Source organism: Streptomyces sp. NPDC096040 (genome assembly GCF_040303265.1).
Classification (GTDB): Bacteria; Actinomycetota; Actinomycetes; order Streptomycetales; family Streptomycetaceae; genus Streptomyces.
Window position 1 is genome coordinate 55,487 of the sequence record NZ_JBEOTA010000032.1, and the last position, 13,253, is coordinate 68,739.

Here is a 13,253-nt window from a genome sequence, read left to right on the forward strand (position 1 = left end):
AGGGACCCCTTTCACCTGACTGACGCTCAGTCCTGCGGGAAGTCGCCCGCCAGTGCCGAGGCGAGGCGCAGATGCGGTTCCGCCTCCTCGTGCCGGGCCTGCCGCTGGAGCGTGCGGCCCAGCATCAGCCGGGCGTAGTGCTCCACCGGGTCGCGTTCGACGATCTCCCGCAACTCGGCCTCGGCACAGCGCAGTTGGGCCGAGTGGTAGTAGGCGCGCGCCAGCAGCAGCCGGGGTCCGGTCTGCTCCGGCACCTCCTCGACCAGCCGGGCGAGCACCCGCGCGGCGCCCGCGTAGTCCTTGGCGTCGAAGAACAGCTGGGCGCGGTCCCAGCGTTCGGCGAGAGTTCCCTGGTCGTAGTACGTGGTGTCCACTCGTGACCTCCTTCGAGCCCGTCAACCGGGCAGCATAGTTGAATATTCCACTACCCGGTCTGGTGGGTGGTTTGGCGGCGCCGGTACGGGCTACCCGGCCGGTGCACAGAGATGTGCCGGGCCACCGAGAAAGGGGAAACGCCGTGCGTCACGAGCCTCTCGGGCGAACCCGGCAGCCGCTGTCGCGGGCGCGCTCAGGAATGATCGGCGGCCGCGTCCCGCGGACCGGTACCGAACCGGTCACCGCCCGGAGCGCGGTACGCCTGCGCCTGCTGCTGAGCGGCATCTTCCTGCCGCTGTTCGCCGCTTCATGCGTGCTGTTCGGCGTCTGGGCCGCACACTCCCGGGCAGTGGACAGTCCCGGCCGCGCAGTCCTGGTCGCCCTCGCCGTCGTCTGCGGGGTCCTCGCCCTGGCGGCGGCCCTGGACCTGCTGGTCGTGATGCGTCGGCTGCGTCGGGAGCGGCGCCCTTCCCGGTGAGTTCAGGCCCCGGTCGCAGGCCCTGTGAAGCGGCCGGTCGTGGTGGTGTCAGGGGCCCTGCCCATACGTCCGTCACGGCGGTGGTGGGCGGTACTGACGGCCATGACGGCCAGACCCAGACAGAAGATCAGCGCCAGCGCGAGACCAGAGCAGAAGATCGCGAGCGGGCTGAGGGTGGCGATGTGGTGATCGAGCACGGACACGGTGTAACCAGGTCCGCCGGACAGGTTGCCGGCGATCGCCAGGGCGGTGAAGGCGACGGTCGCCGCGAGAAGGAGCAGTCCGAGGAACAGCATCCCAGTCATCTCCTCAGGTCCTCAGGAAACGGTCCTGCGGATCGAGTACCTGCGACACGGCGGATTACACGGCGCCCAACCCGACACGGCGTGCGGTCTCGGCATCGCTCCCCCGGAGCGGGGGCGCGGCCGGGGGGACGGTCGCATCACCCGGACCGGACCGGGTAGTCGGCCCCAGCGCACACCTCGGTGCCTTCGCATACCGGTGACAACGGTGAGTCGGTGAATGGACCATGACGACGAAGACCCACAGGAACTCCGACAGGAAGACGACCGGCACGACGGACGAGGCGGTCGTGCACGCGCTGCTCGACCGGCAGCGGCGCACCTATCCGGCGCAGGCCGGCATCCGCCTGCGCAACACCCCCGCACCGCTGTACCAGACGCTCGTGCTCGCGAACCTCCTCAGCGCCCGTATCAGGGCCGACATCGCGGTGGCCGCGGCCAGGGCCCTGTTCGACGCCGGGCTGCGCGACGCGCGGTCGATGGCGGACGCATCCTGGCAGCAACGCGTCGACGCCCTCGGCAAGGGCGGCTACCGCCGCTACGACGAGCGCACCTCCACCATGCTCGGCAAGGGAGCCGAACTGCTCCTCGAACGGTACGACGGCGATCTGCGCAGGCTGCGCGGGGAGAGCGACCCGCGGAAGGCCTTGACGGACATACCCGGGATCGGGCCCACGGGAGCCGACATCTTCCTGCGTGACGTCCAGGGAGTGTGGCCGGAGTTCGCACCGTACTTCGACCGCAAGGCGTTGGACGGCGCCCGGCGGCTCGGACTGCCCGCCTCGCCCGAAAAGCTCAGCGGTCTCGTCCCCGGCCGCGAGATGCCCCGCCTGGCCGACGGCCTGGTCCACGCGGCCCTCGACAAGCCGCTGGCCGACGAGGTGCTGTCCCTGGCGTCGAAGACCAACTAGGCGAAGCCGGGCAGTCACGACTGCGTTGGTCGTGGCTTGGCCGGGATGCGCACGGCCGGTTGCCTGAACCGGCCGCCGTCCCCGTGGTCCGTACCTGTCTTGTTCGACTCTACGAACTTTCTGCGTGACGGGTACACATCACCGACGAGCTCTGATAGGAAACCTTCCTATCAGAACATCCCGGTCCACCCCCCACCTTCTGGAGCCCACGTGAGGCATCCGAACAACCCCACGACGAACACCGTCCTGACCTCCCGTCGCACCTTGCTCGCCCTGCTCGGCGCGTCCGCGGCCGGCGCCGTGCTGCTGCGTCCCGCGCACGCCTCGGCCGCCTCCGCCGCCTCGGCGGCCGCGAGCTGTGTGGGTCTCGACGACCCGGCGAAGAAGGAGATCGCCATGAAGCTGGTGTCGAGCGCGGAGAACTCCTCGCTCGACTGGAAGGCGCAGTACAAGTACATCGAGGACATCGGCGACGGCCGCGGCTACACCGCCGGAATCATCGGATTCTGCTCCGGCACCGGCGACATGCTCGACCTCGTACAGCTGTACACCGACCGCAAGCCCGGCAACGTGCTCGCCAAGTACCTCCCGGCACTGCGCCGGGTCAACGGAACCGACTCGCACTCCGGCCTCGACCCGAACTTCCCCTCCGACTGGCGCAAGGCGGCCCAGGACACCGCGTTCCAGCAGGCGCAGAACGACGAGCGCGACCGGGTGTACTTCAACCCGGCCGTACAGCAGGGCAAGACGGACCGGCTGGGCACGCTGGGGCAGTTCGCCTACTACGACGCCATCGTCATGCACGGCGACGGCGACGACTCCACCAGCTTCCGCAACATACGCAAGCGCGCCCTCGGCAAGGCGAAGCCGCCGGCGCAGGGCGGCGACGAGGTGACCTACCTCAACGCCTTCCTCGACGCGCGCGTATGGGCCATGAAGCAGGAGGAGGCCCACAGCGACACCACCAGGGTTGACACCGAGCAGCGGGTCTTCCTGCGCAAGGGCAACCTGTGCCTGAACACCCCGCTGGACTGGAAGGTGTACGGGGACAGTTACCACATCGGCTGACCCGCCCCCGGGGCTGCCTCGGGCTGTCGTACCGCCGTGTCACCGTGCGGTACGGCAGCCCACCTCGTCGCGCGTGCGGAACCGCACCGAAGTGCCGCCGTCGTGGTGGATCCCGGCGACCTTCTCCCAGGAGTCGATGTCGAAGTGGTCCTTGCCGGGGGGTGCGTGGGGGAGTTCAGTCAGTGGTCAGATGGTCGGCGAGGCCCCGTTTGACCCCGGCGACGAACGCCGTGATCTCCTCCGGGGTGTAGATCAGGGCGGGACCGGCCGGATCGGTCGACTGCCGTAGCGCCACCCGTCCGTCGGCGAGTTGTTTCGTCTGCACGCACTGACCTCCGTTGGGGCCGCTCCAGGGCGACTCCCAGCCCTGCTCGCCGAGGTCCGTGGCGGGCATGCCGTTGTAGACGTCGTGGGCGCTGCCGTCGATGATGGTCATGAGTACTCCTTGCGCATGTGGTTCAGCAGTGCCCTGCTCTGTGCGTCGGAGGTGAGCAGGGACATGCGGTTGTGCGCCTCCAGATGGGCCACGACGTCGGACCGCTGGTCCAGGTACGTCGCGTCGGAGGGGATCTCGCTGTAGACGACGTCGGGAAGCTCGGGCTCCTCGAAACGGAAGTAGGTGAACGGGGCACACGCGCCCACATGGGCGCCGGCGGCGAACGGCACGACGTCGACGCTGACGTGCTCCAGCTCCGAGACCTTCAGGAGCCGTTCCATCTGCGTCCGCATCACCTGGGGGCCGCCGACCGCACGGTGCAGGACGGCCTCCTCCATGACCACCCACAGGGTGGGCGCGTCGGCTCTCTCCAGCAGGGCCTGACGGCGCAGCCGGAGGTTCACGCGCCGCTCCAGGTCCTGGTCGCGGTCGTTGGGGAAGCCGCCGCCGAGCGCCGCGCGGGCGTACTCGGGGGTCTGCAGCAGCCCCGTGGCGTAGTGCGGCTCGTAGTTACGCAGGGCCTTGGCGCCGGTCTCCAGGCTCACGTAGGTGCTGAACCAGGTGGGCAGCACATCACGGTAGGTGTGCCACCAGCCGGGCGCGTTGGCCCGCTCGGCGAAGGCGACGAACTCGTCCGTCTCCTGCCAGTCGGCGCCATAGGTCTCAAGGAGTTTCTCCACATAGAGAGGCCTCAGCGCCACCTCCGCCTTCTCCAGACGGCGGATGGTCAGGGGAGCGACCCGCAGCGCCCGCGCCGCTTCCTCCAGTGACACGCCCGCCTCCTGGCGCCGCTCCTGGAGTCTGCGGCCCAGGATCATGCGCAGCACGGTGGGCGCACTGGCGCTGCTGCCCGCGTTCGACCGTCCTTCGCTCACGCCCTACCTCCTGAGGGAACATCACCGGCGCAAGCCTGACAGTCACTTGATGAAGCGACCACGTCGACACCGGCATGCTGAAATTATCAGGGAGTCGGTTGCAGGTTGAACCCGGCTGCGCGCATAGTTACTTGAGTAAATCGCGGTCACGCTCACGGGCAACGTACGTCTCCCGTGCGGACGTTGCTCAGCTCTGCCTGCTCCCCGCCGCACCCGCCTCACGGAAGGCAACCACCGTGTCCCCCCACGCGACCTCCCCGCTCGATCTGTTAGACGTCGTCGACCCCGAGCAGGCGCACTGGATGGAGCTGCCCGCGCACCGCTCCAGCGTCAGAGTCGCCCGCCGCTCCATGAGAGAGCACCTGAACGGGTGGGGGATGCCCGGCGAGCTGTGCGAGGACGCGGTGCTACTCGTGTCCGAGCTGGTCACCAACGCCATTCGCCACACGTTCAGCGTCCGCATCCTGTGCGGCGTGGGCGTGATCACCGACGGCTGTCTGCGGCTGGAGGTGCACGACCACGACTACTCGCGGCGGGGTCTGCTCGTGCGTGAGCCCGGCCCCGACGACGAGGGCGGCCGGGGACTGCTGCTCGTCGAGGGGCTTGCCGACTCCTGGGGCGTCGACCGGTCCCGGCTCACCAGCGGACACGCGGTGTGGGCCACACTGACGCCCTGACGCAGGCGCCGGGCACCCACCCAGGGGGATGGTGGGGTGCCGGACGGGCGAGGGGGGACTCGCCCGATCCGTCTCTGTGAAGAACCGGCAGAGACGGCGCCGGCCCCGGTGAACACGCTGGCCTCCTGGGGGGAGGGTGACCGTGTTCACCGGGGCACTTTCGCACCCGCCGACTGCTCCAGCACTTCCACACAGCGCTTTCGACACCGGTCCCGCAGGTCATCGGCCTGCGGGACCGGTGTCTGTTGCGGCCCTCGACCGACAACTCGGCTTTCCTTGACAAAATAATTTGTCGGTCCGATGCTGGAACCGGACACCGGACACCGGACATCCAGACAGCAAGGAAACCGAGATGCGTACTCTGATCAGCACCGCCTTCATCTCCCTCGACGGCGTCGTCGAGGCCCCCGGTGGCGAACCCGGCTACCGGAACTCCGGGTGGACCTTCAAGGGCGTCGAGTTCGTCCCCGAGGCGTTCGAGATCAAGGAGCGCGAACAGAAGGAGTCGACCGCGATCCTGATGGGCCGCACCAGCTACGAGGCGTTCAGCCCGGTGTGGCCGGACATGCCGGAGTTCTCCCACTACAAGACACTGCCGAAGTACGTCGTCTCCACCACGCTCACCGCGGACGCCCTGGTCTCGAACTGGGGCGACACCACGATCCTGCGCGCGCTCGACGAGGTCGCCGCCCTCAAGGAGACCGAGGGCGGCCCGATCATCGTGCACGGCAGCGCCGCGCTGAACCACGCGCTGTCCGACGCGGGCCTGATCGACCGCTACCACCTGCTCGTCTACCCGCTGCTGCTCGGCGCCGGCAAGCGCCTGTTCAGCACGACGGACAAGGACACGCAGCAGCTGAAGCTGGTCGAGCAGGAGGCCTACTCCAACGGCGTGCAGAAGGCCGTCTTCGACGTCGTCCGCTGACCGGACCCCGCGCCGCCGTCAGCAGGGCTTGCGCCACACCCCGAGCTCCAGCTTCTTCTGCATCGACGACAGGCCCAGCCGCCTCGACTCGGCGCAGAAGGCACTGGGAGGTTCGTCGTACTCCACATGGAACACGGCCTTGCCCGCCTCGACGAACGGGGCGAGACGCGCGCACTCGTCGTACTGCGCGCACTCCTCGTTGACCGCGAAGTCGAAGTCGGCGAGCAGTTGCGGGATCTGCGGAAGGTCGTTCTTCAGGCCCACCGACATCCCGCGTGCATGCGCGAGGTCCGCGATCATGCGGTTGTAGCGGAGCTGGTCGGCGCCGGTGAGGCGGAACCCGGTGTCGTTGCCATAGCCCTCCACCAGGTCGGGCTCCACCGCGTCGAAGCCCTTGTCGCGGCACATGTCGAAGCGCCGCTCCATGATGGGCCGCAGTACGGACAGCTTGCGGATGTCCAACCAGCGTTCGCCCGCCCAGCCGTTGGTGCCGCCGAGCACCGAGCGGGGGAAGTCGTCCTTGTCGGGCCGGAAGTTCTCCCACGCGCCGACGTTGACGTAACAGATGACCTTCCGGCCGGCGGCGTGCAGCCGGGCCACGTCCGCCTTGGAGTTCTCGAAGCCGTCGATGTCGTAGACGGGCACGTCCACCGTCGGCTTCACCTCTCCGTCGAGCTGCCACTGCCAGGCCAGTCCGGGCTCGGGTTTCCACAGGGCCCTGGCGGGGTGTGCCTCGGAGGAGTCCGTCGGCGTGGCGGTGGGAGAGGCCGGGCGAGCGGTGGCGGACTCGGACGGTGTGGTGGTGGGGGACTTGGACGGCGTGGCGGAGCAGCCCGCCAGAAGCGCCGCCATGACGGCCGCGGTCAGCGCGGCCCGTGCCCTCATGACTGCGCTCCTGTCAATGCGGGTGTCAACTGGGCCCAGGGATTGGGCGGTTCACCCGTCACCGGGCCGCACACCGCCGCGCCCCGCTCGTGCGCGGTGCGTACGGCGAGCGGGACGAGGGCCTCGGGCACACCGTAGACCAGGTGGCACAGCCGCTCGGGCGGCTGCCGGGTGGCCCACGCCGGTCTGCTGAACGCCGAGACGTACGTCGACCAGTGGCCCTCGAAGGTGACGGTGAGGTCGGCGAGGCGGACATAGCCCGGCGCCGGGTGGACGCCCGGGTTGAGCACGACCGTCCCGGCGCCCGACTTCCGTACGGCACGCACCAGTCGGCGGCAGGCGGGCAGCGCCTGCGGAGTCGCCGTCACCCGGTCGAGAAAGCAGCCGTCGGCCGCGTACCACTCCTCGTGCCGGCGTACGTCCTCGGTGACCTCGGCCTGCGCGCGTACCCCGTAGTCGGTGTCGACGTAGCCCAGGAGGAGCGCCCCGGCCGAGCGCAGTGCGTCGGCCGCGGCGGTGTACGCCGGGTCGGGGCGGTCGCCAGGGCCGTTCGCCGGGTTGAGGACCACGCCGTAGGTGCCCTCCGCGGCGGTGATCAGGCGGTGCCAGGCGGCCGGGTCCTCGGCCGGGTGCACATACAGCGGAATCAGCAGGCTCACCGCATACCGTCGCTCTCCCACAGGGCGGCCAGCGCGTCCGCCAGGGTGTGCGCCGGACGCCAGCCCAGGGCCCGGTCCGCGGCGGAGATGTCCGAACACTGCCACGACACCCGCGCCGAACGCACCGAGCCGCCCACGCTCTCCTCGATACGGCCGCGGAAGCCGGCCCGGGCGGCCAGCTCGTGCACCAGCTCACGCACCGGGACGGCCCGGCCGCCGCCGACATTGAGGACGGGCGGCAGCGGTGCGGAAGCGGTGGCCGCGAGGACCACCGCGCGGGCCACGTCCCTTACGTCCACGAAGTCGCGGTACGCCGACAGGTCGCCGAGGCGCAGCGCCGCCTCCGGGTCGGGACCCGCCTCGCGCAGCAGCGCGGTGATCCTGCCCGGCAGCGAGGCGGCCGGCGCCCCGGGCCCCACCGGGTTGCCCACCCGCAGCACCACCGCGTCCAGGCCGGACGCGGTCACCGCCGCCGTGCCCGCCAGCTTGGTCGCGCCGTACGGGCCGGCCGGACTGGTCGGCGCCGACTCGGTGACCGGGGCGTCCGGGGCGCCGGGGCCGTACTCGGCGGCCGAGCCCAGGTGCACCAGACGGGCCGTCGGGGCCGCGTCGCGCAGTGCGGCGCACAGCACCGCCGGGCCGCGGGCGTTGACCTCGGCGAGCCCCACCGCGTCCCCGCCGGTCGCACCCGCACAGTTGACCACGGTGTCGGGCACGACGGCCGCCAGGGTCTTCGCCAGCTGCGCCGGGCGGACGGAGGCGAGATCGACGCGGTGGTCCGCGCCGGCCGAGCGACCGCCGCCGAGGACCTGCGCGCCGGGCACGGCCCGCAGTCCCGCGGCGACATGGGCGCCCAGATAGCCGGTGTGGCCCAGGACGAGAATGCGCATGACGAGGTCAGGCTCCCTTGAGCAGAAGCGACTTGCGGGTGGTGAACTCGGCGTTGGCCCGGTCGTAGTCGTCCGGACGTCCGATGTCCAGCCAGTACCCGTCGAAGTCGTAGGCGTGCGGAGGAGTCTCGGCCTTCAGCAGGTCAAGGACCAACTCGTCGAAGCCGAGCGGGAGTCCGGGCGTGTAGCCGTCCAGCGTCGACCGGGACAGCCCGTACACGCCCATGGAGACGCGGTAGTCCATGCTCGGCTTCTCGGTGAACGCGACGACCTTGCTGTCGTCGGTGGTCAGCACCCCGAAGTCGATGCGCACCTCGCGGGCGTAGGTGGCGATGGTGAGCGGGGCACCGTTGTCTCTGTGCCGGTCCAGGACGTCGGCGTAGTCGAGGTCGGTGAGGATGTCGCCGTTCATCACCAGGAACGTCTCGGGCAGCCGGTGGCGCAGGTTGAGCAGCGGGCCCATGGTGCCCAGCGGGCTCTCCTCGGTGGCGTAGTCGACGGCCAGACCCCACTGGGAGCCGTCGCCGACATAGGCACGGATGATCTCGCCGAGGTGGCCGATGGCCAGGGTGACGCTGGTGAAGCCGGCGGTGGCGAGCTGGCGCAGCACGATCTCCAGGATCGCGTGCTGGTCGCCGATGGGGACGAGCGGCTTGGGCAGCGCGGTCGTGTAGGGCCGCAGCCGGACGCCCTTGCCTCCGGCCAGGATCACTGCGTGCATGGAGCTCCTCCTTCGTGTACGTGCGCAGACGTGCCGGCCGAGGTCAGATGTTGTAGATGCCGGTCTTGTAGCGGGCGAGGTTGGCCGGGTCGCGGAAGAACTCCACGGTGTGCCCGAGGCCCTCCTCCAGGGAGTGGCCGGGCCGCCAGCCGGTGGCCGCGGTGAGCCGGCTCGCGTCGGCGACCAGCCGCATCACCTCGGAGTTGGCGGGCCGGATCCGGGCCTCGTCCTCGCGCACGTCGACGGCGGTGTCCATGACCTTGCCGATCAGCGCGACCAGATCGCCGATCGAGATCTCCCCGCCGGTACCGGCGTTGAAGGTACGGCCCACCACCTGCTCGGCGGGCGCGGTGCCGACCGTCAGGAACGCCTGGGCGGTGTCCTTGACGAACATGAAGTCCCGGGTGGGACGCAGATCGCCGAGGGTGATGGTGCGCTCCCCGGCCGCCAGCTGGCCGATCACGGTGGGGATCACCGCGCGCATCGACTGGCGCGGCCCGTAGGTGTTGAACGGCCGCAGCGTCACCACCGGGGTGTCGAAACTGGCGTGGTAGCTGTCGGCGAGCCGGTCCCCGCCGGCCTTCGAAGCGGCGTACGGGGACTGGGTGTTGATCGGGTGGTCCTCGGTGATCGGCACGGTCTGGGCGGTGCCGTACGTCTCACTGGTCGAGGTGTGCACCAGCCGGGGCGTGCCGAGCGCGCGGACCGCCTCCAGGACGTTGAGCGTGCCGGTGACGTTGGTGTCCACATAGCTGTGCGGGGCCTGGTAGGAGTACGGGATCGCGATCAGCGCGGCCAGGTGGTAGGCGGTGCCGGCGCCTTCGAGGAGGCCGCGGACCGAGCCCGGGTCCCGGACGTCACCGAGGACGATCTCCACCTGGTCCAGGACGTCCTGGGAAAGGGTCTCCAGCCAGCCGTAGGAGGAGAAGGAGTTGTACTGGGCCATGGCCCGCACCCGGTGCCCGGAGGCGACCAGCGCCTCGGTGAGGTGCGAGCCGATGAAACCCTCGGCCCCGGTGACGGCGGCGAGCGGTTGGGAGGTCAACTGCGGTGTCCTTCCAGTCGGTTGAGTGCGGGGGGAGTGACTATCCGTGCGGGGCGGGGCGGCCGAGCAGCACGAGCGCGCCGGCCGCGAGACAGAGCGCGGCGGCGCCGCAGCACAGCGGCAGGGCGAGACCGGCCCCGGGGAGGTGGAACACGGTGAACGCGCCGGCGACGGTGGCGGCGGTGAGACAGAGCGCGGCCGACGGCCAGGCAGCGCCGAACGCCTGGAGCAGCAGCGCGGTCCACAGGGTGGCCGCGAGCAGCAGCAGGGCGGCCGGGGCGGCGCCCGTGAGCAGAGCGGCGGGCAGCAGCGGCAGCAGGTAGAGCAGCAGGCAGAGGGCGAGGATGCCGGCGGAACGCAGCAGGAACGCGGCGGGGGTGGCGGTGGCGCGCAGCGCAGCGACCGACAGCCCCCGGTAGCGGTACAGCAACCACTCCGCGGGCCCCATGCTCACGGTGAGCACGATCACCGCGTACGGCGCGTGCGGCTCTGCGTGTCCCTCCAGGAGCACCAGCACCCCGGCGGCCAGCCCGAACAGACCGTACGGCAGGGACCACAGCACCTTGGGCCCGTGGCCGGCGGTGACGGCCGGGACCGAGAGGGTCTTCCGCAGGACCCACCCGGTGACCGCGAGGGTCGCGGCGAGGGCCAGCAGCGGCAGCCCGGCCCGCAGCGGACGGCCCGGCTCCCACCAGGGCAGCACGGCCGCACCCGCGATCAGCGGGCTGAGCGCGGCCAGCAGCAGCCGTTCCCGGGCCAGTACAAGCAGCACGCCCGCCGCAGCCAAGTAGCACGACTGGGCCGCGGCGGCCAGGACGACCCGGCCGCCTCCGGAGACCAGGGCGGCGGCCCCCGTGGCCAGCACCGCCCCGACCGGGGCGCCCAACAGGAGAGTACGGGCCGCCTCGTGCCGTCCGGTCGCCATCCGCAGGTGGGCACGGTGGCCGAGGGCCTGTCCCCACGCCCAGGAGACCAGCCCGGCCACGATCAGCGCGGGGGCGTGCCCGGCCGCGTTCCACAGCGGAGCGGTGAGCAGATACGCCAGTCCGGGCAGGGCGAACAGCACGCCCCGCAGCAGACAGCGCACGGTGTCCGGGCGCCACGGGTCGGCCGCGGGCACTGGTTCCGGGAAGGACCTGGGCACCCGTTCGTAGAGCGCCGAGGCGAGCGAGAACAGGTTCGGGTGGCCGTACCGCTCGTTGATCAGGGCGGCGGACAGGCCCTCCGCCTCGAGCAGCGCGGCCACTTCGTAGGGGTGGACGGCGGGACCTATCCGGTCGGCGAGTTCGGCGGCGAGTTCGCTGACCGCGTCCTCGTCCGGGCCGCGCCGGGGCAGCCGTATGGTCAGCGTGGTGTCGTCGAGGGCCCAGCGCGGCCGGCGGCGGCGCGGTGGCCGGGTCTCGGCCAGGCGCAGGGCCAGCGTGTCCTGTTCGGAGCCGCCGGGTTCGAGGGAGATCGGTCCGCTCACAGGGCCACGCTCCCGGTGACGGACGCGGCGGACAGCCCGGCCGGGGCCGCCGGCTCGGCCGCCGACTGCCCTTGGCGGTCGGGCAGTTCGAGGTAGATGGCGCGGAAGGTGTCGATGGTCTGCCGGAGCGTGAACTGCTCGATCACCCGCAGCCGGGCCGCCTCGCCCATCGCCCGGCGCCGCGCCGGGTCGCCCAGCAGCTCGAGTGCCGCCGCCGCCATGGCCTTCGGATCGCGGGGCGCGACGACCAGCCCGGTGTCGCCGACCGCCTCCCGGACCCCGCCGACGTCCGTGGAGACGGTGGCCCGCCCGCAGGACATGGCCTCGATCAGCGTGAACGGGAAGCCCTCGCTGATGCTGGAGAGCATCACCACGTTGCCGGCCGCGTACGCGTCCTTGATGTCGTCGACCCGGCCCTCGAAGGTCACGGCGTCGCCATGGCCCAGCTCGGCGGCCAGGGCCTTGCAGCGCTCCCGGTAGGCCTCGCCGCCCCTGGGCGTCCCGCCGAAACAACGCAGCCGTGTCTGCGGGACTCGGGCGCGGACCAGGGCGAAGGCCCGGATCAGGGTCTCCAGGTCCTTGATGGGGTCGACCCGGCCCGCCCAGCTGAGGGTGGGCACCTCCGGCTCCGGTCCGGCCGCCGGGAACGCGGCCGGATCCACGCCGTTGTACACGGTACGGATCGCCTCCGGGTCGGCGCCGCCCTCCTCCTCCCAGAGCCGGTTGTAGCGGTTGCCCGGGGTGATCAGGGCCGCCTTGCGGTAGGACTCGCGGGCCAGCAGCCGGAAGAAACCGAGCACGACCGCCTTCACCGGCCAGCGGTAGGGCGCGGTCCGATAGCCGAGGTAACGCTCCCGCAGATAGACGCCGTGCTCGGTGAGCAGCAGCGGGACCCCGTGCCGTTCCAGGGCGGCCAGGCCCGGCAGCGCGGCGACGCCACCGCTCACCGCGTGCGCGACCCCGCTCTCGGGCAGCGGGGCGGTCAGCGGGCGCAGGGCGTGCTCCAGGAGGGCGGTCGCGGTGAGCGCGTCGTGCAGGGTGGGCCGGGCCTCGCGCACGGCCAGCCCCGGCCGGTTCCACAGCGAGGTCAGCACGGTGATCGCCGTGTCGGCGCGCAGGAACGGGCTGAGCGTGCCCTCCGCCGCGGCCTGGGCCAGGGCGTACAGGGCGGCCGGGAAGCCGTCCTCCTCCCGGGGGTCGAGCAGCGCGGCCAGGAACCGGCCGTAGTCCTCGGCGAGTTCGCGGCGGGCCCGGCCCCGGGGCGCGCGGCCCTGCGGAGGGTCGCCCCACATCGGCACGGACCGCACGTGCGAGACATGCGCGGGCAGGTCCCAGACGACGGGTTCGCGTCCGGTGCCGGTGACGGCGACTATGTCGAAGTCGATGTCGGGCATGCCCTGCACCAGTTGGTCGCACCAGACGCTGACGCCGCCGTGACTGTGCGGGTAGGTGCCTTCGGTGAGCAGGGTGACGCGCGTAGTGCGGGTGCTTGGCGCGCCATGGGGAAGGGGCATCGGTGTGCTCCACGGCCGAGGTGT

Annotated in this window: 16 protein-coding genes; 5 read left to right on the plus strand and 11 right to left on the minus strand. The window is 71.3% G+C overall.

Going from position 1 to position 13,253, the window contains the following annotated elements; all coding sequences use genetic code 11:
• Positions 1-26: 26 nt before the first annotated feature.
• Positions 27-374: a tetratricopeptide repeat protein gene (locus ABTY98_RS34075; protein WP_352224954.1), complete on the minus strand. Its 348-nt coding sequence runs from the start codon at positions 372-374 to the stop codon at positions 27-29.
• A 200-nt stretch (positions 375-574) separates the two neighbouring features.
• Between ABTY98_RS34075 and ABTY98_RS34080 the strand changes: the two genes are divergently transcribed.
• On the plus strand, positions 575-853 hold the full coding sequence (locus ABTY98_RS34080) for a DUF6343 family protein (RefSeq protein WP_352224988.1): 279 nt from the start codon (positions 575-577) through the stop codon (positions 851-853).
• Between the two features lie 2 nt (positions 854-855).
• Here ABTY98_RS34080 and ABTY98_RS34085 read toward each other — a convergent pair whose 3' ends face one another.
• Positions 856-1,158, minus strand: coding sequence for a hypothetical protein (locus tag ABTY98_RS34085; protein WP_352224955.1), 303 nt, complete (start codon positions 1,156-1,158; stop codon positions 856-858).
• A 224-nt stretch (positions 1,159-1,382) separates the two neighbouring features.
• Here ABTY98_RS34085 and ABTY98_RS34090 point away from each other — a divergent pair, with 224 nt between their 5' ends.
• Positions 1,383-2,066 (plus strand): HhH-GDP family DNA glycosylase, encoded by a 684-nt coding sequence (locus tag ABTY98_RS34090; protein ID WP_352224956.1) that lies wholly within the window; start codon positions 1,383-1,385, stop codon positions 2,064-2,066.
• 210 nt (positions 2,067-2,276) lie between these two features.
• The gene (locus ABTY98_RS34095) at positions 2,277-3,134 is read left to right on the plus strand and encodes a chitosanase (protein ID WP_352224957.1); all 858 of its coding nucleotides are present in this window, start codon (positions 2,277-2,279) and stop codon (positions 3,132-3,134) included.
• Positions 3,135-3,309: 175 nt separating this feature from the next.
• Here ABTY98_RS34095 and ABTY98_RS34100 read toward each other — a convergent pair whose 3' ends face one another.
• Positions 3,310-3,570 carry a DUF397 domain-containing protein gene (locus ABTY98_RS34100; RefSeq protein WP_352224958.1) on the minus strand — a complete coding sequence of 87 codons (261 nt, stop codon included), beginning with the start codon at positions 3,568-3,570 and terminating at the stop codon, positions 3,310-3,312.
• A complete protein-coding gene (locus tag ABTY98_RS34105; protein WP_352224959.1) occupies positions 3,567-4,445 on the minus strand; it encodes a Sco1979 family transcriptional regulator in 879 nt (292 codons plus the stop codon). The genes ABTY98_RS34100 and ABTY98_RS34105 overlap by 4 nt, the downstream gene beginning before the upstream one ends.
• Before the next feature lie 236 nt (positions 4,446-4,681).
• Here ABTY98_RS34105 and ABTY98_RS34110 point away from each other — a divergent pair, with 236 nt between their 5' ends.
• Together ABTY98_RS34110 and ABTY98_RS34115 are read left to right on the plus strand one after the other, a co-directional pair.
• On the plus strand, positions 4,682-5,122 hold the full coding sequence (locus ABTY98_RS34110; RefSeq protein ID WP_352224960.1) for an ATP-binding protein: 441 nt from the start codon (positions 4,682-4,684) through the stop codon (positions 5,120-5,122).
• A 352-nt stretch (positions 5,123-5,474) separates the two neighbouring features.
• Positions 5,475-6,047 (plus strand): dihydrofolate reductase family protein, encoded by a 573-nt coding sequence (locus ABTY98_RS34115; protein WP_352224961.1) that lies wholly within the window; start codon positions 5,475-5,477, stop codon positions 6,045-6,047.
• A gap of 18 nt (positions 6,048-6,065) precedes the next feature.
• On the opposite strand, the gene ABTY98_RS34120 is transcribed toward ABTY98_RS34115, so the two are convergent.
• The 7 genes from ABTY98_RS34120 to pelF are packed head-to-tail and all read right to left on the minus strand — an operon-like array spanning position 6,066 to position 13,229.
• On the minus strand, positions 6,066-6,932 hold the full coding sequence (locus ABTY98_RS34120; protein WP_352224962.1) for an endo alpha-1,4 polygalactosaminidase: 867 nt from the start codon (positions 6,930-6,932) through the stop codon (positions 6,066-6,068).
• The gene (locus tag ABTY98_RS34125; RefSeq protein WP_352224963.1) at positions 6,929-7,591 is read right to left on the minus strand and encodes a spherulation-specific family 4 protein; all 663 of its coding nucleotides are present in this window, start codon (positions 7,589-7,591) and stop codon (positions 6,929-6,931) included. Before ABTY98_RS34125 ends, ABTY98_RS34120 begins: the two co-directional genes overlap by 4 nt.
• Positions 7,588-8,481, minus strand: coding sequence for an NAD-dependent epimerase/dehydratase family protein (locus tag ABTY98_RS34130; protein WP_352224964.1), 894 nt, complete (start codon positions 8,479-8,481; stop codon positions 7,588-7,590). The genes ABTY98_RS34125 and ABTY98_RS34130 overlap by 4 nt, the downstream gene beginning before the upstream one ends.
• 7 nt (positions 8,482-8,488) lie before the next feature.
• Positions 8,489-9,202 carry a nucleotidyltransferase family protein gene (locus ABTY98_RS34135; RefSeq protein WP_352224965.1) on the minus strand — a complete coding sequence of 238 codons (714 nt, stop codon included), beginning with the start codon at positions 9,200-9,202 and terminating at the stop codon, positions 8,489-8,491.
• A gap of 43 nt (positions 9,203-9,245) precedes the next feature.
• Positions 9,246-10,247 carry a GDP-mannose 4,6-dehydratase gene (locus ABTY98_RS34140; RefSeq protein WP_352224966.1) on the minus strand — a complete coding sequence of 334 codons (1,002 nt, stop codon included), beginning with the start codon at positions 10,245-10,247 and terminating at the stop codon, positions 9,246-9,248.
• A gap of 40 nt (positions 10,248-10,287) precedes the next feature.
• The gene (locus ABTY98_RS34145; RefSeq protein WP_352224967.1) at positions 10,288-11,715 is read right to left on the minus strand and encodes a hypothetical protein; all 1,428 of its coding nucleotides are present in this window, start codon (positions 11,713-11,715) and stop codon (positions 10,288-10,290) included.
• Positions 11,712-13,229 carry a GT4 family glycosyltransferase PelF gene (pelF, locus tag ABTY98_RS34150; protein WP_352224968.1) on the minus strand — a complete coding sequence of 506 codons (1,518 nt, stop codon included), beginning with the start codon at positions 13,227-13,229 and terminating at the stop codon, positions 11,712-11,714. Before pelF ends, ABTY98_RS34145 begins: the two co-directional genes overlap by 4 nt.
• Between the last annotated feature and the right edge of the window lie 24 nt (positions 13,230-13,253).